We start from the raw sequence: 17,734 nt of genomic DNA on the forward strand, positions 1-17,734 counted from the left end.
CGAGTGCTGCTTGGGAGGTTTGTTTATTCCGCAAAAATAGTGCTTTTTCGACAAAGGAATTCGGGTGGGGAACACAGTAAGTAGTTATAACCGCCCGCTGCGGAAACCTTCGAACGGAATGGATGCCGGATGTTCAGATGGCTTAGGATCAGGTCCCTCAAACACAAATTTATATTTATTTTTCTCGTTATCACCTGTATCGTCCTTATTTTGCAGGTAGGCGTTTTTCAGCGCTGGATCGGCGCGATTATTTTGGAACAAACAAATACGAATTTCCAGGAAACGATACGCCAAATCGGAAAAAGGGTGGAGCTGCAGAACGAACAGTTTACCGAAAATGTAGAGGCGATCCGCAATAATCAAGTGATTAAAAATAATTTGAAAGACTTAAAGGCCCAAAAGTTGAATTACAACGTGGCGAAATATCGAATTAGCAATCAAGTGCTCCGGAGCCCTAACTTGGACACGATGGACAACATTATTATTTTCCCGGTCAACCGGCCGCCGATGAATATTTTCTACTCGGTTCCGATGTTTCAGATGGACGCGGCTGCCGGAAAGCTAATGACAGATTTTTCACGTCATAATTCGGAGGAGACCGTTTGGCTTGCTCAATCCGAACCGTTCCAGGTCAGCGTGATTTCATTCATCCATGACAACGGGGAGCTGCTCGGGCTGCTTCGTATCGATGTAAATGAGGTGTTCTACAAACAATTGGACGAAGTAAAGCTGGGTGAAAGCGGAACCGTATATCTGGTAAAAGATCAAATGATCGCATTTGCCCAAGACAGGGAATGGGTAAGCAAGAATGAAGCGTCCTTATATCAGATGAACGGCTCCAAACTGGAGTATGAATTGGAGGGCGGAAGCTGGAAGCTGATCGGAGTGATCCCTCAGAACGAAACGGTAAACAAGGTCAATCAAGTAAACCGTATTTTTTTATTCATGGAGCTGCTGATCTTCATTGCCATACTCGCATTCGTTACGGCTACGGCCCGCATCATATTAAAGCCTATGAAAAAGCTGATGAAGGGTATGGAACATATTCAGAACGGCAAATTGGATGTCATCATCGGCAATCACGGCGACGACGAATTCAGCGTCATCATTCATCACTTCAATTCTATGGTGGAACGGGTGAACACCCTGATTAAGACGGTATATTATCAACAGCTGCATTACCGCAAATCGGAAATCGTCAATCTTCAATCGAAGCTCGATCCTCATTTTCTCTATAATACGCTTGACATGATTTACTGGATGTCGGTCATGAAGGACGAGGAGGAAATCGGCGAGGCGATCTTGGCGTTGTCCAACATATTGCGCTATTCCATTTCTCATAAGAACGAATTCGTTTCCGTAAGGGAGGATATGAACCAGCTTGAAAACTATTTAAAAATACAAAGCATGAGATTTGAAGACAAGCTAGAATACAGGTTTGAGATCGAGAAGGATGTATTGGACGTAAAAATTCCCAAACTGTTGATTCAGCCGCTGGTAGAAAATGCGATTAAATACGCTTTTAAGAATATGAAAATCGGCGGAACGATTTGCATTAAGGGATACAGCGATCAAGACGATCTATGGTTTCAAGTCATTGATAACGGTACGGGGATTCCGGAGGAGAAAGTGCGTTCGTTATATGAAGATTCCCATAGCAAGGGCGAAGAAACGGGAATCGGCATTCGCTTGGTTCATCAGCGGATTCGATACATTTTCGGCGAAAATTACGGCGTTTCCATAGAAAGCGAGGTGGGACAAGGCACGAAGGTTTCCGTCCGGTTGAATAAAAACACGAATTTTTTAACGGAAGATTACACCGTCCAATGGAAGGAAGAAACAGAAGGTCTTTCGGCTCGGTCGAGAAAAGAGATCGTGATGGAGGGGTAACGATGCTAAACCTATTGCTTGTCGATGATGAAAAGTCGGTTTTGAACGGGTTGCGGCACATTCTGAAGAAGCATTGTCCGCACTACGAAATCGTGGACATGGTCCAAAGCGGTACGGAAGCGCTGCAGGTGCTTCGTACGAAGCATGTGGACGTTGTGGTGACGGATGTCAGAATGCCCGAGATGGACGGCATTGCGCTTACGGAGGAGATCAATCATAGTTTCCCGGATATATCCGTCATTATTTTAAGCGGACACGCGGATTTCGATTATGTAAGGCAAGCGATGAAGAAGGGCGCGTTCGACTATTTGCTGAAGCCATGCCATTACCAAACGATTATCGACCTGCTTGCAAAAATCGAGGAAAAGGCAATAGAGAAGGGGAGAGAGACGGAAAAAGCGACAATCCGCCTTCAGCTCGAGCTTTCTCTCAAAGGAAAAAGAGAAATGCCGGCAGATTGGGCTGCGGATTCGGAGACAGCTCTGGCGGCAATCGAGGCAAAGGATTATTATGACCCGGCGATCGAGCATTCGCTGCTTCAGCTTGCAAACCGTTGGGGAATGTGCTCCGAATCGATCTTTACGATTGTATTGGAAGATACCCTCGTCGTTCTGTTTCGAAAGCCGGGCAATATGACGGCGCTTAAACAGAAGCTGTACGAGTTCCGTCATTCCTTGACCAAATACGGCCAATCGGTATTTATTGCTTTAGCATGGGTAACGCATCGGCCGGACGGGTTGGGGCAGTCCTTCGCCGCTTGCAAGCAAATGCTGGATTTCTTACGGTTTAACGAACACTTTGTCGTTCTTGACGAGACAGCCTATGCCGAAAAGATGGAGCGGCAAAAAAAAATTTCGATTCAAGATTATTTCTCCGGGAAAACGGTGGGGCGTTGTATCGTCGGCGCGGATCATAACCGAATGCACCAATACATCGAAGCGAACATGCTAAAACTGCAGCAATTGGACGCGTACCTGGATCCTGCGAGAGTAAAGCGAGAGCTGTTGAGCGAATTTGCTTATTTGGAGCATGAGCTTAGGGAGCACCGAATGGAGCTGGAAACGGGAAGCGAGGACAACTATGTAGATCGGATAAGCGGCTTTCAAACGTTCAGAGAGCTGATCGGCTGGCTTAAACATTATTCCATGTCCATGATGATGTGCATGAACGATGAGGAGCATAACCCGCACTATATTCAAGCCGCATTACGGTATATCGAAAGACATTATATGGAGGATCTTTCCCTGAAAACAGTGTCGGACACGGTTTATTTAAACCCTTGGTATTTCAGCTCGCAATTTAAGAAATACACGGGCTTGTCATTCAGCGAATACCTGAATCAAGTTCGGGTACGTATGGCGAAGGAATTTTTAAAGCAAAAGGATTTAAAGGTGTACCAAGTTGCGGAAATGGTCGGTTTTCAAGATGCAGCCTACTTTAGCACCGTGTTTAAAAGCATTGAACATATGAGTCCGAAAGATTATCAGAGGGCTTTTTAACGGCTTTTATGTTAACGTTTACACTTTCAAATTATTTTGAAAGAAATCAAATATTATTCCAATTTTTCAATTTCCCATCTTGCTACAATCGGGGTAATTCCAGCAAAGGAGGAAAGGGAATGAGAAAATTGAAAAGGCTTACACCCCTCGTTCTGATTATGGCATTGTTGTTTACGGCTTGTACCGGCGGGGGCGGCGGCTCAAAGGGGAATGAGACGGCCGGCGGCGACAGCTCCGGCGAAGGGACGGGAACGAAAGCGGGAAGCGGGAAAATGACCGATGTCGGCACCCCCCGCAGCGAAACGCTGATCGTAGACATCTTAAACGGCGGAAGTCCGGACCCTAACCGGATGAATCCTTATGTGCCGGGCGCTGTTTCGATGGATAGCGGATTGCACCAGCTGATTTTCTCGCACCTGTGGGAAATCGATACGCTGAAGGGGGAGCAATTTCCCGAGCTGGCGGCAACGTTCCCGGAGCCGCTCGACGATACGAATACCAAATTCCGCTTTAAGGTTCAAGATGGGCTCACCTGGTCCGACGGCCAGCCGTTCACCGCGAAAGACGTAGAATTTACGGCGAACATGATTTTGGAAAATACGGAGCTCGGGTACAGCGGATATTTCTCAAGCATCGTCAAAAGCATGAAGGCAACGGACGATTTCACGATCGAGGTTGAAACCGTAAAACCGGAGACGCGGCTTTCCCAAAAGCTCGGCGTCGTCATCTGGGGGCAAAGCTTCCGGATTATGCCGAAGCACATTTGGGAAAACGAAGATCCTACCCAGTTTAAATTTACGGATCCTGTCGGAGTCGGCCCGTATAAGTTAACAAAGCGCGATCCGCAAGGAAACTGGTATCTCTACGAGAAACGCGAAGATTGGCAGAACAGTACGGTCGGCAAGCTGGTAGGCGAGCCCGGACCGAAATATATTCTATTTAAATATTTCGGGCCGGAAGAGAAGCGGATTATGGCCGCCATCCAGCACGATATGGATATTTTGCAGGATATCACGCCTGAAAGCTGGGATATTTTAAAGCAAAAGAACGAATACGCGAAAGCTTGGTACGACAACTTCCCTTACGCAACGATGGACGATCCTTGCGAACGGGGCATGTCGTTCAACGTTGCGAAGGATCCTTTCAACATCGAGGATGTTCGTTGGGCCCTCGCGCTTATGACCGATATTAAGAACGTCTCTATGGGAACGTTCGGAGGCATGCTGCGGGTATCCCCGATTCAATTGCCGCCGATCCAGGTGCTTCAAGAAACGTACCACAAACCGATGCTGGACTGGTTGAAAGAGTTCCAATTGGCCGACGGGTATAAACCGTTTGACGACTCTTACGCCCAAGACATCGTTGAGGTTCTCAAGCAGCAAGGCGTCGAAGGCTTGCCGACGGACAACGAAGAAATCGTCAATACGTTCGGCGTAGGCTGGTGGAAATACGACCCGGATAAAGCCGCCGAATTGCTTGAGAAGCATGGCTTCAAGAAGGACGGCGACCGCTGGCTGAAGCCGGACGGCAAACCGTTCACGATCACGATCAACGCGCCAGCAAACTTCGAGGTCGAATCCATGCGTCTTGCGTTCGCCGTAGCCGACAGCTGGAGAAAGAACGGTGTAGACGTCAATGTGCAGCAAATGGACGGAGCGACGTTCTGGGACAGCGAGTCCACAGGCAGCTTTGAAGTAGGCTCCTATTGGCCTGCGTGCGGATTGATTCCGGATACGACGGCCAATATGCAAGGCTGGCATAAGCAATATATTGTGCCGATCGGCGAGCAGGCGCCGGGCAACCGCAACCGCTGGGCGAACGATCAAGTAAGTGCGCTGCTGGACGAATTGAACGGTATGAAAGGCGACGATCCGGCGGTTATCGAAAAAATTACGGAAATCAACAAGGAATTCGTCAAAGGCATACCGTTCCTGCCGATGTTCGGAACGTCGAAATTCGTCCCTGTAGATACGTATTACTGGGAAGGATTCCAAACGTCCGAGAACGCATTCGAAGGGCCGTGGTGGTGGTGGTCGCAGTTTAAGTACTACACGCCGCATCTGAAGCCGACCGGCAGATAAGCACACGGTTCGAACAAATACATACCGGGCTTTAAGGGAGGCCCGGTATGTATGACGAACCGCACCACACACGGAAGGCGGGTGGATACCGAATGAATTTCTATAAGTTTCTGCTTTCTAGAGTCATCACGTTTATCCTCGTTGTTTTTATCGGGATAACGACCGTATTTTTCGTCCCGCGGTTTTTGCCGTCCGACCCGGTGGAAGCGATGATCGGCCAGATGACGTCCAAATCGGCGTTCATGGACCCGGTTGCCGTTACGGCGCTTCGGGAAACGTTGAATGAGACGTTCGGTCTGGAGGGCTCGCTGATGTCGCAATACTTCGGTTTTGTGAAGCGGGTCGTGTTTACGCAGGATTTCGGCCCGTCGCTTGCCAGCTACCCGACGCCGGTCAACGAAATGATCGGCCGCGCACTGCCTTGGACTATGGGCTTGCTGCTCATTTCCACGCTGATCGCCTGGGTGATCGGCAACGCGGTCGGATTGCTTGCGGGATTTCGCAAGGAAAAGGGATATTCGAAGCTTTTAGAAGCGTTCTCCATTGTTTTGTATCCGATTCCTTATTACATCTTGGCATTGCTGCTTATTATGACGCTTTCTTATATTTATCCGATTTTTCCTTTAACAGTAACGTTCATGAACTACGATTTTTCTTGGGAGTTTATCAAAAGCCTGATCTACAACTCTACCTTGCCGGCACTCTCGATCATTCTTGGAGGCACAGGCTGGTGGGTCATTAGCATGAAAACATTGTCCGCGGGCATTGCGGAAGAAGATTATGTTCATTTCGCGCGGTTGAAGGGGTTGCCGGAGAGAAAAATTATGTCCAGGTACGTGCTTCCCAATGCGGCGCTTCCGCAAATCACGATGCTGGCGCTGCAAATCGGAACGATCTTCAACGGAGCTTTAATAACGGAAATTTTGTTCGGCTACCCCGGTGTCGGCACGTTGATTTATACCGGGATTTTGCAGGCGGACTACAACTTGATCATGGGGACAATTACGATTTCGATTGTCGCCGTAGCGGGCGCCACCTTTATCGTCGACTTGATTTATCCGTTCTTGGATCCCCGGGTTCGTTATCAATAGACTGCCGCTTGGAGGTGACGACGTGAAAAATTGGAATTTTCGGTTAAAGGCGGGCGCATTGGTCCTTGGAATCTTTTTGATTCTCGGATTTGTCGTGCCTTTCTTTTCACCGGTCAATCCTATCGAATGGGGATCGTTCCCCAACAACTTAAAACCGAGCGCAGACCACTTGTTCGGAACGACGAATTTAGGCCAAGACACCTTCTGGCTGCTGGCCGCATCGGTCCAAAACTCTTTCGTCATCGGCATCATCGTCGCCTTCTTCGCCACCGTGATCGGCGCTTTGGCAGGGCTATGGGCGGGGTTTAAGGGCGGCTTCATCGACCGGCTCATCACATTGCTCACCGATTCTTTCATCGTCATTCCGTCGCTTCCGATTTTAATATTGCTCGGAAGCATGATGAAAGGCAGAGCGTCCTTGTTGTATATCGCGCTTGTGTTGATCATCTTCAACTGGCCGTGGCCGGCGCGCCAGCTGCGCTCGATGGCACTGTCTTTGCGGGAGAGGGAGTTTATCAGCACCGCCGTCTTTTCCGGCCAAAGCACCTTGAAGATCATCGTGAAGGAAATTTTCCCGTTCGTCGCCGGATGGTCCGTGGCGAATTTCGTGAACACGATTCTCGTCGCCATCAGCTCCGAATCGGGCCTTGCGGTCATCGGGATGTCAAGCAACGAGAAAGCGACGCTCGGAACGATGATCTATTGGGCAAATCAGCACCAAGCGATGTTGGCGGGCCGCTGGTGGTGGATCGGTTCGCCGGTGGTCGCCATTACGTTGATCTTTATTGCCCTGTTCCTGGTGATGACAGGATATCAACAATATTCTGCGTTAAGGAGAGGGAAATAATATGCTGCGATTGAACGAGGTTAGCGCGCAATACAACATCCTCACCGGGTACGTAAAAGCGGTGGATAAGGTCGACTTTGAGGTCAGGAAGAACGAAATTTTCGGAATCGCCGGCGAATCCGGGTGCGGCAAATCGACGCTGCTGAAGGTCATGTACGATCTGATCAGCTATCCGCTTGAAATTTCTCACGGCTCGGTTGAGATTCACTCTACGGACCGCAAAGGCGAGAACAAAGTTTACCGCAACGGGGACATTCACAAAAGCTGGTGGAAGGTCATATCGTACGTGCCGCAGGGCGCCATGCATGTAATGAATCCGGTTGCCAAGGTGAAGGATCAGTTTTTCGATACGATCAGCAAATACCACGGAATTACGGATAAAAAGCGGCTGCAGGCTGAAATCGTCCGCTATTTAAAAGAGCTGGAGCTGCCGGAGGAAGCGTTAAAGGCTTATCCGCATCAGCTCAGCGGCGGCATGCGGCAGCGCGTTCTCATTGCGCTCGCAACTTTCTTAAAGCCCGACATCGTGCTTGCCGACGAGCCGACCACCGCTTTGGACGTCGTGGTGCAAAGAGGCATTCTGACGATGCTGTCTCAAGTGCAGAGGAAAATGAAAAACTCTATGGTGATCGTTTCGCACGATATGGGCGTGCATTACCAAATTACGAATCGCATGGGCATTATGTACGCGGGCCAAATGATCGAAATCGGGCCTACGGAGCAAATCTTTACGAATCCGCAGCATCCTTATACCAAAATGCTCATCAACGCGCTTCCGAAAATCGGCGACAACAGTCAGAAGGAAGGAATCCCGGGAACGCCGCCAAGCTTGAAGCATCCTCCGGCCGGATGCCGATTCGCCGAGCGCTGCCCGCATGCGACAGAGATGTGCCGTTTCGTGGAACCTGCAAGGGTAGCCGTAGAGGATGACCATTACGCGAGCTGCCATTTGCTAAACTAGGCTGCACAAGGAGGTTTCTATGGCCGACATACTCAATATCAACGGATTGTCGCGGCATTTTAAAATCGGCGGCATGCTGTTCGGAAGTAAAATCACCGCGGTAGACGGGGTAGACATTACGATTCCCGGGGATCAACCGCAGATTATGAGCATCGTGGGAGAGTCGGGATGCGGCAAGACGACGCTGGCCAAGATGATCCTGCAGCTGCTCGACCCTTCCTCCGGGAACATAGTCCTGGAAGGCGTGCCGTTATCCTATTACGCAAAGCGAAAAAACAAAAAAGAGTTTTACAAAAAGGTTCAGCCGATCTTCCAAAATCCGTTCACCACCTTCAGCTCGAGAAGAACGGTTGACGCTTATTTATATGAAACGGCGCTAAATTTGGACGCGGCGAAGTCGAAAGCGGAGGCGAAGCAAATCATCACGGAGGCGCTTCGTTCCGTCGGTCTCGAATACGGCCAAGTCGCCGGCAAATATCCGAACCAGTTTTCCGGCGGGGAGCTTCAGCGCATCTCGATTGCGAGAGCGTTAATCCCGAAACCGAGATTGATCGTGGCGGACGAACCCGTAGCGATGATCGACGCATCGTTGCGAATGAACGTCGTCAATTTATTTAAGAAGCTAAAAGAAGAATATAACGTCAGTTTTATTTATATTACCCACGACCTGTCTACCGCCTATTACGTCAGCGATTATATCGCCACGATGTACCGCGGTAACTTGATCGAGTTCGGCGACGCAAAGCAAATATTGAACCGCCCCGCGCATCCGTATACGGAGCTGCTGCTTGACTCCATTCCTCGCGTCGGAAAGAAGTGGGACGAGCGAATGGCGCTCCCGGACATCGAAACGAAGGAATACGCCATGAACGGCTGCAAGTTTGCCGGACGCTGCGTGTATGCAAAGGAAATTTGCCATACGGCGAAGCCGTATATGGTCGACGTGCAGGACCGGCACCAAGTGCTCTGCTTTAAGCATAACGATTACGCTGCGGCGCCGGCACCCGCACCCGCTCTTGCGGGCAGCGGCATGGCTCGCGATCATCAATCCGACATTTCACTTTAGGAGGTTATTATCATGATGCAACATCAAGGGCTTGGTTTCGGGTTATCGACCGCACCGCTGATGACGAACGGCAAAACCCGCTCCATTAGCGCAGAAAATCCGAGAGGCGAAGCAGGAGCCGGGGGGAAAGAGGCGAGCAACTTAGGCGTAGGCCGCAAGGGACGCCCCTGTATTACGCTTCCGCAAGGGCAAACCGTGACGCTGGCCGAAATCGACGGAACCGGCGTCATTCAACACTTCTGGATTACGGTAACGGACCGCACGGATAAAGGGTATTTTGTCCTTCGGGATTTGGTGCTGCGCATGTACTGGGACGATGAAGCGGCTCCGTCCGTAGAGGTGCCGCTTGGAGATTTCTTCTGCAACGGCTTCGGCGCCAGAGCGAATGTCAATTCGCTGCCGATCGTCGTCAATCCGACGGGGGGCATGAACTGCTACTTCCCGATGCCGTTCCGCAAATCGGCGAAAATTACCGTCGAGAACCAGCATGCTGCGGATATTCACGGCTTTTTCTATCAATTCAACTATACGTTGGTAGATGCCATTCCGGAGGAAGCGGCCTATTTTCACGCACAGTGGAGAAGGGAAAACATAACGACCGAGGCGAAGGACTTCACGATTTTGGACAATGTGCAGGGGAAAGGCCACTACGTCGGCACTTACCTTGCATGGGCCGCATTGGAACGCTATTGGTGGGGCGAAGGGGAAATCAAGTTTTACATGGACGGCGACGAGGAATGGCCGACCATATGCGGCACGGGTACCGAGGACTATTTCGGCGGGGCTTGGTGCTTTTACGAGAAGAAGGACGGAAAAGTCGTAGAGACGCCTTATAATACGCCGTATTTGGGATATCCGTATTATTCCAAGACCGATACGACCCGAGCGGACCACTTCGGCGAAGACAGCGTGCCGATGCATGGGTTGTACCGTTGGCATTTGATGGACCCGATTCGCTTCGAAAGCGACCTTCGAGTGACGATTCAGCAAATGGGGCACAACAGCAGAGGCTTGTTCGAAAGAACGGATGACGTATCTTCGGTCGCGTATTGGTATCAAGCGGAGCCTCACGCCAAGTTTCCGGATTTGCTTCCGGTGGAAAGACGCTGGCCGCGATAAGTAAAGCATGGATCCGATCCATTTGCCGTATTGTTTTTCATATCGTTGGTTGAGGGGCCGAGCGGATCGGCCTCTTTTTTTGTTGGTAAGGTCTAATGTATTGCTAACGGACACACCAGACGCTATATCCCCGATTTGCCCGCTGTGATTCCGCTAACGGACATCACGGACGCTAAACCCCGATTTTTGGTGCTTTTCCCTGCTTTTTCGAGTTAATAACTGCAATGGTGTCCGTTAAAACTGAAAACTGCCTTCAAAACGCCGAATAACTGCATCCGTGTCCGTTAGAAAAAGCGGCCGGATTTTTTGGCGGGCGCTGTCTTCCGGGCAGGCGCGTTCCGGTAGTCGTTTTTTTTGGATTCCCGCTGCAGAACAGGAAATAAATTGTAACCGTCGAATGTTAATGAGATCTAAAGAATAAACAAATGAAAGAGAAAGGCGGAGGATCCGGTTGACGATGATCGACAAAGCGATTCGAATCGCGGCCATTGCCCATAAAGATCAAAGCAGAAAAGGCTCCGATGTGCCGTACATCTCGCATCCTTTTTCCGTTGGAATGATATTGGCGCAGGAGGGATGCAGCGATGAGGTCATCGCAGCAGGCATTCTCCATGACACGGTCGAGGATACCGAATTGACGCCGGATGATATTAAGAGACAATTCGGCCAAAAGGTCGCGGACATCGTCATGGGGTGCTCGGAGCCGGACAAATCGCTGTCGTGGGAAGAACGGAAACGGCATACGCTGGAGGCGTTAAAGGCGGCGCCCGACGAAATCAGGCTCGTCAGCTGCGCGGATAAGCTCCAGAATGTTCGTTCGATGATCGAGGACTACTCGGCGATCGGGGAGGAGTTGTGGACGAAGTTCAAGCGCGGCAAGGAGCAGCAAGAGTGGTATTACCGAGGGATCATCGAGAGCTTGAGCCATGGGAAGCCGTTTCCTTTAGTAGAGAAGCTACGGGAAGAGGTAGACCGTTTATTTGCAAAATGAAGCGAAAAGAGGTTACAGCTTTTCTAAAGAAGCTAAGGGCTTTCTCTTCGGATGATGTCTGCAACCCTTGGCGCGATTACCACGAAGGGATCGATATCGGACCCGAGGCTCCTAAGATTCGAACCCGCCACTTGAAAGCGTATTTGGAAGCGCGCATTCCGCATGCGAAATATTTACTCGTTGCTGAGGCGTTGGGATACCAGGGCGGACGCTTCTCCGGCATCGCGATGACTTCGGAGCGAATGGTGATGGGGAAGGTGAGGGAGATTCCGCCGCATTATATACTTTCTTCAGAAGCCGTAGGCCGGCGAACGAGCGACCCTACGTGCGTTCACCTCAGAGAGTCGCAGAAAATGCACGGCATGGCAGAGCCGACAGCAACGATCGTATGGGATTTCATTGTCAATCGTGCGGGATTAGATCCAAGGGAAGTCGTTTTTTGGAACATTTTTCCCTTTCATCCTTATGACAGAAACGACGGCCGCTTAAGCAACCGGGACCCAAGAAGCGACGAACTGAGAGTAGGAATCGGCTATGTTAAATCGCTGCAAAAACTTCTCCCTGACGCACAGGTGATTTCGATCGGCCAGTTTTCGAAACGAACATTGGACGCCCATGGCATCAACCATGACCATATCCCACACCCATCGTACGGCAATGCGAATCAATTTCGAGAAGAATTTACAAAGCTGCTAAGGAACAGAGAGGACGGATGAAATGCTGACGGACTGGATGAACAATATCGGCCAATTTACGGTCGTATCGTTGACGGAAGCGTTGATTGCGATCGTGCTGAGCTTCGTGTTGGGGCTTGTGATCACCCAGGTTTATAAGCTAACGTTTCGCGGAAGAGGGTACTCGCAATCGTTCGTGCATACCATCATTATTATGAGCGTTGTCGTGTCGGTCATTATGATCGTCATCGGCAGCAACGTGGCTGTGGCGTTCGGATTAGTGGGAGCGTTTTCAATCATTCGGTTCCGCACCGCGATGAGCAATCCGAAGGATATTGCGTTCATATTTTTCGGGATGGGCTCCGGCATTGCGTGCGGGCTAGGGTTTTACGTGCTGGCGGTGCTTTTTACGATTGCGCTGTGCGTGCTTATTTACGTGCTGTTCGTCCTCGATTACGGTAAAAAAACGAGCGACGAAAAAACACTCAAAATTACCGTGCCCGAAAACTTCTATTATGAGAATGCGTTCAACGACGTCTTCGACCAATACCTGCGATCCTATTCCTTAGTGAGCGTAGAGACGACCAACCTTGGGACGATGTTTCAGCTTGAGTATGTGGTTGTGGGGAAGGACGGCAGCTCCGATAAAGAGTTGATTGATGCGATCCGGGTGAAAAATGCCAACATGAAAGTATCTCTCGTCATGACGCAATATTCAACCTAGGCAGGGGGGATCGGAGCATGGGGCTCACTCGTAAAAAAATCGCCGCGCTTGCCGGATCGGTTGGGATTATCGCGTGCCTTTTCGCATTGGTGGGACTTGCCGAGCATTCGGAGGTTCCGCTTCGCAATCAGGATTTGGCGGCAGCAGTCGCTGCTCAGCTGTATAAAGACCCGGATGAGCTGACGTTCGCCGATCTGAAACAGGTGGAGGAACTCGACCTGCGCAATCGCGGGCTTCAGGACTTGGCGGGCTTGGAGTATTTGACAAACCTCGTTCGGCTCGACTTGGAAAAGAACGTAATTTCCGACCTATCTCCATTAGCGTCGCTTAAGCGATTGCAAGAGCTGAATGTGCAGGATAATCGGATTCGGGACATTTCGGCGTTACGGCATATGCTGCAGCTCAAAGACTTGAATATGAGGGGCAATCTGATTTCCGATCTGCGCCCGATCAACGGGCTGGTACAGCTCGAGGTTTTGAACGCTCGCGAAAATTACATCAAGGATATTTCGCCGCTTGCCGGGCTGAAGAGGCTTACGGATGTGAACCTGCGGGGCAATCGGATTGCGGATGTGACGCCGCTGGGCGAGCTTATGAATTTGCGGACTCGGCTGTATTTGAGCGGAAATTCGATCAACGACTTTTCTCCTTTAAAAGGGTTGTATCACTCGATCGGGGAAAAGGACTTTTATGTGCGGCCTTTTAACGGGATTCCTGCGGTTTATATCGATACGAACGGAGTGCCCATTACGTCGTTGACGGAACGCATCCGGGGAACGATGACGATCAAGAACAGCCTCTACTCCAATTACCCTGCGGAGGGGTTGTACAGCGGCCATATCGGCATTCGGGGCAGGGGGAACAGCTCCTGGTGGACCGAGGAGAAAAAGAAGCCTTACAACATCGAGCTTTGGGACAACAAGCGGAACAATATTTCGGCACCTATTCTCGATATGCCCGAGAACGACGATTGGCTGTTGATTCCGAATCATTTTGATAAGAGCTTGATGCGGAATTATATCGCCAACGATCTCGCGCGGAAGCTAGGGATGTTGTATGTGCCGAAGATGCGTTATGTGGAAGTGTACTTGAACGACGATTATGTCGGCAATTATTTGCTCGTTGAGCGGATTAAGCGGGACATCAACCGCGTAGGGGTAAAGGCGTTGTCGGATGCGGAAGCGGATCAAGTGGAGCCGAATGTGACGGGCGGGTATATACTGCGGATCGACCGGGTGGAGGGGCAGACGTATTTCATGACAAGGCACGGCGTGGATTTGATTTACCATTATCCGGACCCGGTGAAGCTTACGTCCGCGCAAAAGTCGTACATCATCGGCTATATCAACGAGTTTGAGGATGTGTTGTATGGGGGAGATTTTGACGACCCGGAGAACGGGTATGCCAAATATATCGATGTGGATTCGTTCATCGATTGGTATTTGATCCGAGAGCTGTCCCGCGACGTCGATGCGTGGCGGCTGAGCACGTTCATGTATAAGGATCGGGGCGATAAGCTGCGGATGGGGCCGGTGTGGGATTTCGACATTAGCTTTGGGAATGCCGATTATGACGGCGGGTGGCGGACGGACGGATGGGGCATCGTGCGGACGCATCCGGGCAGCTGGTACGGACGGTTGTTTCAGGATCCGGAGTTTGTGCGGAAGGTGATCGCTCGTTGGAGAGAGATCCGGCCTTTGATTGACGACATGCAGGATGTGATCGATAAGAATGCGGCGTTCCTGGAGGAATCGGCGGACCGGAACTTTGAGCGGTGGGACATTCTCGGGAGGTATATTTGGCCGAACGTGGCGCCGTTCCCGGATACGTATGAGGGTGAGGTCGACCGGCTTAAGGATTGGATCGCGGAGCGGGCGGCGTGGATCGATGAGCATATTGAGGAATTGATGCCATAGGGGGCGTGGTGTTTCATGGCGAAAGAGGTTTTTACGAGATATGAGGTCAAATATTTGATTCCTTTCGGCACGTACCTGTCGCTGCAGCAGGCGCTCGCTCCCTATGTGCGATCCGACGATTACGGCGGGAATCAGGGCCGGTATCGGGTGCACAGCCTATATTTCGAATCGCCGGATTACCGGATTTATTACGAGACGAAGAATCGGGCGAAATACCGCCAAAAGCTGCGGATGCGCGTGTACAATCAGGCGGGTGCGAATGATTTTTCCTACTTGGAGATTAAGAAGAAGCACGGCAACGTGGTGAACAAGCGGCGGACGCAGCTGAAGGTGAGGGATGCGTATCGTTTTATTGCGGGGGATGGGCAGGGGCTACCTGTGTCCAATGAGCAGGTGCTGAAGGAGATCGTGGCTTTTAGGGAAGCGTATCAGTTGGCGCCAAAGGTGATCGTAAGCTATGACCGGCAGGCGATGGCGGGCATTGAGGATCCGGAGCTGCGGATCACGTTCGATCATCATTTGATGTGCAGAAGGTATGATCCTCCCTTTATGGGGGGCGGGAGAGATGAAGCGTACTTTGTGGATCCTGGGCTCGTGATCCTTGAGGTGAAGGTGAGTGACAGTGTGCCGTTGTGGTTGACGAGGTTGTTGAGTGAGTATGGGTGTTTGTATAAGAGTGTTTCGAAGTATTGTACGAGTTTAGAGTTGTTGGATCTAGTGGTTGGGGGACAGAGTGGGGTTGGGGTGGAAGGGAATACAATAAACGTTATTTAATAGTAATAATAATGTTGGTATAATAGGTAACTACCAAGAGAAAGTAAGAACCCACCCGTAGGTTGAGCGCCGAAGGTGGGTTCTTTTCCCCAGACTTTAGAAGGGATGCCCCATCCAAGCCGTTGTACAGCCGAGTGTTCACAGCACTCGGCTTATTTATTGATATGATAACATAAAGGAAATAAGAAATGAAAGGCTAATCACTTATCAATCTACACGGTTAATTTCTCTAAGTAGAAAAAATGTACCCCCAATGGGTAGGTAGTGTAAAACAATAGATGTGCAGTTACATGTCGATAGTTTTAACGTGCAGGCAATGTAATGGTTACTGTCGTGCCCGCGTTTTTCTCGCTGGAATACTCGATTTTGCCTTCCATAGCTCGAATGATTTGAAACGTAACCATCAAACCGAGGCCGGTTCCTTTCGACTTCGTGGAGTAAAACGGAGTACCCAAACGCTTGAGTTCTTCCTTCGCCATACCATGTCCGTAATCGATTACTTTAATGATGACATGCCTCGCTTCCCTGAACGCTTCCATTTTCACAACGCCGCCTACGGACGAGGTTGCTTCGATGCTGTTTTTGATGATATTGATCATGCCCTGAGCAAACTTCGCTTTCTCGCCGCTAATATAAAGGGAAGGATTGTCACAGCTTAGTAGCAGCCCGACACCGCGCATCGATGCATAAGACGCCATGAGATCGGCGATTTTTTGCAATTCCTCAAGGGTATTCATGACCTCGATCTTCTCCAGCTGGGGCTTCGCCAGATTCAAATAATCCCCGATGATCTCTTCCGCTCTGTCGAGTTCGGTAATCGCAGTTTTGATGAAATCGGCATTTTTTTCGTTTGTAGGGGATTGTCCAATCAATTGCAAAAATCCGCGGACAACGGTAAGCGGGTTTCGAACCTCGTGAGCGACACTTGCGGCCAGCTGACTGACGACGTTCAGCTTTTCGGATTGTATAATATTATTTCGCATTTTGGCTGTGTTCAAATAAGTTTCCATAAGAAGCACAGAGAGAGCTACCGCGAACATTTCAATAAAGAAAATGTTTAGGAAGAAATCGATCGTTTTTAGCTCGAAGGGGTTCGGTTTATGTGACAGCTTCATATATGCCCACAAGTTGCTGAAAATTACAAGGTAAGAAAAGCAGCTTAGTATGATGCTGATGCTTATTTTTTTGAGCAATTTGTATTGGGGGTAACGTTTCACAACAAATAGCACAGGAACGCAGTACGTGGCGTGGATGATATAAATAAACAGGAGGAGTAGAGTGTCGTAAGGCAAAAAGAACCGGAATAACAGTACAATTACCGAAGCAATCGCCCCTGAACGGTATCCCCCGTACACAAAGGAAATAAAGAGGGGGACAAAACGTAAATCCCACAAAAATCCTTCCATATTAATCGGAAACACCATACATAAAGCAGACGAAAAACCGCTTAGTATCCCTATTAAATATTTGGTATTTTTGGTGTTAAGCAGTGTTGAAAAATTGATCGCGAGAACCTGATATAGAAAGATCGGAAGCAAAATAATCAAAGTGTGCAGAAACAAGTCTTTCAGCATCGGTTCTCATTCTCCTCTAGGCCGGCAATCGCTAATAGAAGTATAAGTAACAGATTATCATATTTTGTTTGGTTTAGGTGAAGTTTATGATGTGTAAATAGATTGGTGGAGGATTTGCAAAATGAAATTGTACAGGACATCATTCGGTTGATGTCCTTATTCATTGTAAATGAATATTTCCATAATTGACCTATAGTTTTGAGGCGAATTGAACGCAAGTCACAACTGGTCCCTACGCTGCAAGCTCTTAACTGTGCTCTTCGGGTCGTAAAAGCTGGCAGCGTATCCGGAAAATATCCGGGTGAAGCGATCCGAGCCGGACTTTTCAATTGGTCTTATCCTTTCACGAAAATTCGAGTAAGGTGTTTACTTTGTAGCTGGCAGTACTTGTTTGCATCGCGTTTACTCGGCCCCCTTTTTCAGATGGACCCACCCATTCTCCTCTTCTGCCTACTTCCAATATTTAAATTCCTACTAGAGTTCTACATCTTTCGGTAGTATAACTAGAATATGGGACCTTAATATCG

14 protein-coding genes and 1 pseudogene are annotated in these 17,734 nt (G+C 49.6%); 13 read left to right on the forward strand and 2 right to left on the reverse strand.

Annotation, left to right across the window (positions count from 1 at the left end; all coding sequences use genetic code 11):
- Positions 1-252 precede the first annotated feature (252 nt).
- The 13 genes from PT964_RS08400 (at position 253) to PT964_RS08460 (ending at position 15,633) form a co-directional block, all read left to right on the forward strand.
- Positions 253-1,890 carry a sensor histidine kinase gene (locus PT964_RS08400; RefSeq protein ID WP_274362898.1) on the forward strand — a complete coding sequence of 546 codons (1,638 nt, stop codon included), beginning with the start codon at positions 253-255 and terminating at the stop codon, positions 1,888-1,890.
- A gap of 2 nt (positions 1,891-1,892) precedes the next feature.
- On the forward strand, positions 1,893-3,389 hold the full coding sequence (locus PT964_RS08405; RefSeq protein ID WP_274362899.1) for a response regulator: 1,497 nt from the start codon (positions 1,893-1,895) through the stop codon (positions 3,387-3,389).
- Positions 3,390-3,508: 119 nt separating this feature from the next.
- On the forward strand, positions 3,509-5,470 hold the full coding sequence (locus PT964_RS08410) for an ABC transporter substrate-binding protein (RefSeq protein ID WP_274362900.1): 1,962 nt from the start codon (positions 3,509-3,511) through the stop codon (positions 5,468-5,470).
- A 92-nt stretch (positions 5,471-5,562) separates the two neighbouring features.
- The gene (locus tag PT964_RS08415; protein WP_274362901.1) at positions 5,563-6,561 is read left to right on the forward strand and encodes an ABC transporter permease; all 999 of its coding nucleotides are present in this window, start codon (positions 5,563-5,565) and stop codon (positions 6,559-6,561) included.
- A 22-nt stretch (positions 6,562-6,583) separates the two neighbouring features.
- Entirely contained in the window at positions 6,584-7,408 is an 825-nt protein-coding gene (locus tag PT964_RS08420; RefSeq protein ID WP_274362902.1) for an ABC transporter permease, read from the forward strand.
- 1 nt (position 7,409) lies between these two features.
- Positions 7,410-8,369 carry an ABC transporter ATP-binding protein gene (locus PT964_RS08425; RefSeq protein ID WP_274362903.1) on the forward strand — a complete coding sequence of 320 codons (960 nt, stop codon included), beginning with the start codon at positions 7,410-7,412 and terminating at the stop codon, positions 8,367-8,369.
- Between the two features lie 19 nt (positions 8,370-8,388).
- On the forward strand, positions 8,389-9,435 hold the full coding sequence (locus PT964_RS08430; protein ID WP_274362904.1) for an ABC transporter ATP-binding protein: 1,047 nt from the start codon (positions 8,389-8,391) through the stop codon (positions 9,433-9,435).
- Between the two features lie 12 nt (positions 9,436-9,447).
- Positions 9,448-10,554 (forward strand): glycoside hydrolase family 172 protein, encoded by a 1,107-nt coding sequence (locus PT964_RS08435; RefSeq protein WP_274362905.1) that lies wholly within the window; start codon positions 9,448-9,450, stop codon positions 10,552-10,554.
- 457 nt (positions 10,555-11,011) lie between these two features.
- Entirely contained in the window at positions 11,012-11,545 is a 534-nt protein-coding gene (locus tag PT964_RS08440) for an HD domain-containing protein (RefSeq protein WP_337995016.1), read from the forward strand.
- Positions 11,542-12,261 carry a uracil-DNA glycosylase gene (locus PT964_RS08445; RefSeq protein WP_274362907.1) on the forward strand — a complete coding sequence of 240 codons (720 nt, stop codon included), beginning with the start codon at positions 11,542-11,544 and terminating at the stop codon, positions 12,259-12,261. Before PT964_RS08440 ends, PT964_RS08445 begins: the two co-directional genes overlap by 4 nt.
- 1 nt (position 12,262) lies before the next feature.
- Entirely contained in the window at positions 12,263-12,943 is a 681-nt protein-coding gene (locus PT964_RS08450; protein ID WP_274362908.1) for a DUF4956 domain-containing protein, read from the forward strand.
- A gap of 17 nt (positions 12,944-12,960) precedes the next feature.
- Entirely contained in the window at positions 12,961-14,859 is a 1,899-nt protein-coding gene (locus PT964_RS08455) for a CotH kinase family protein (RefSeq protein WP_274362909.1), read from the forward strand.
- Positions 14,860-14,874: 15 nt separating this feature from the next.
- Complete coding sequence (locus PT964_RS08460; RefSeq protein ID WP_274362910.1) at positions 14,875-15,633, forward strand: polyphosphate polymerase domain-containing protein; 759 nt, start codon at positions 14,875-14,877, stop codon at positions 15,631-15,633.
- Positions 15,634-15,935: 302 nt separating this feature from the next.
- On the opposite strand, the gene PT964_RS08465 is transcribed toward PT964_RS08460, so the two are convergent.
- Both PT964_RS08465 and PT964_RS26500 read right to left on the reverse strand, forming a co-directional pair.
- Entirely contained in the window at positions 15,936-16,748 is an 813-nt protein-coding gene (locus PT964_RS08465) for a sensor histidine kinase (RefSeq protein WP_274362911.1), read from the reverse strand.
- 30 nt (positions 16,749-16,778) lie between these two features.
- A pseudogene (locus PT964_RS26500) lies at positions 16,779-17,207 on the reverse strand (LytS/YhcK type 5TM receptor domain-containing protein); the annotation flags it as partial.
- Positions 17,208-17,734 lie beyond the last annotated feature (527 nt).

The sequence above is a fragment of the Paenibacillus thermotolerans genome, from assembly GCF_028745515.1.
Lineage (GTDB): Bacteria > Bacillota > Bacilli > Paenibacillales > YIM-B00363 > Paenibacillus_AE > Paenibacillus_AE thermotolerans.

Coding starts and splice junctions, on each gene's coding strand:
- PT964_RS08405 (WP_274362899.1), top strand. CDS start 1,893: ATGCTAAACCTATTGCTTGTCGATGATGAAAAGTCGGTTTTGAACGGG.
- PT964_RS08410 (WP_274362900.1), top strand. CDS start 3,509: ATGAGAAAATTGAAAAGGCTTACACCCCTCGTTCTGATTATGGCATTG.
- PT964_RS08415 (WP_274362901.1), top strand. CDS start 5,563: ATGAATTTCTATAAGTTTCTGCTTTCTAGAGTCATCACGTTTATCCTC.
- PT964_RS08425 (WP_274362903.1), top strand. CDS start 7,410: ATGCTGCGATTGAACGAGGTTAGCGCGCAATACAACATCCTCACCGGG.
- PT964_RS08430 (WP_274362904.1), top strand. CDS start 8,389: ATGGCCGACATACTCAATATCAACGGATTGTCGCGGCATTTTAAAATC.
- PT964_RS08435 (WP_274362905.1), top strand. CDS start 9,448: ATGATGCAACATCAAGGGCTTGGTTTCGGGTTATCGACCGCACCGCTG.
- PT964_RS08440 (WP_337995016.1), top strand. CDS start 11,012: ATGATCGACAAAGCGATTCGAATCGCGGCCATTGCCCATAAAGATCAA.
- PT964_RS08445 (WP_274362907.1), top strand. CDS start 11,542: ATGAAGCGAAAAGAGGTTACAGCTTTTCTAAAGAAGCTAAGGGCTTTC.
- PT964_RS08450 (WP_274362908.1), top strand. CDS start 12,263: ATGCTGACGGACTGGATGAACAATATCGGCCAATTTACGGTCGTATCG.
- PT964_RS08455 (WP_274362909.1), top strand. CDS start 12,961: ATGGGGCTCACTCGTAAAAAAATCGCCGCGCTTGCCGGATCGGTTGGG.
- PT964_RS08460 (WP_274362910.1), top strand. CDS start 14,875: ATGGCGAAAGAGGTTTTTACGAGATATGAGGTCAAATATTTGATTCCT.
- PT964_RS08465 (WP_274362911.1), bottom strand. CDS start 16,748: ATGAAGCTGTCACATAAACCGAACCCCTTCGAGCTAAAAACGATCGAT.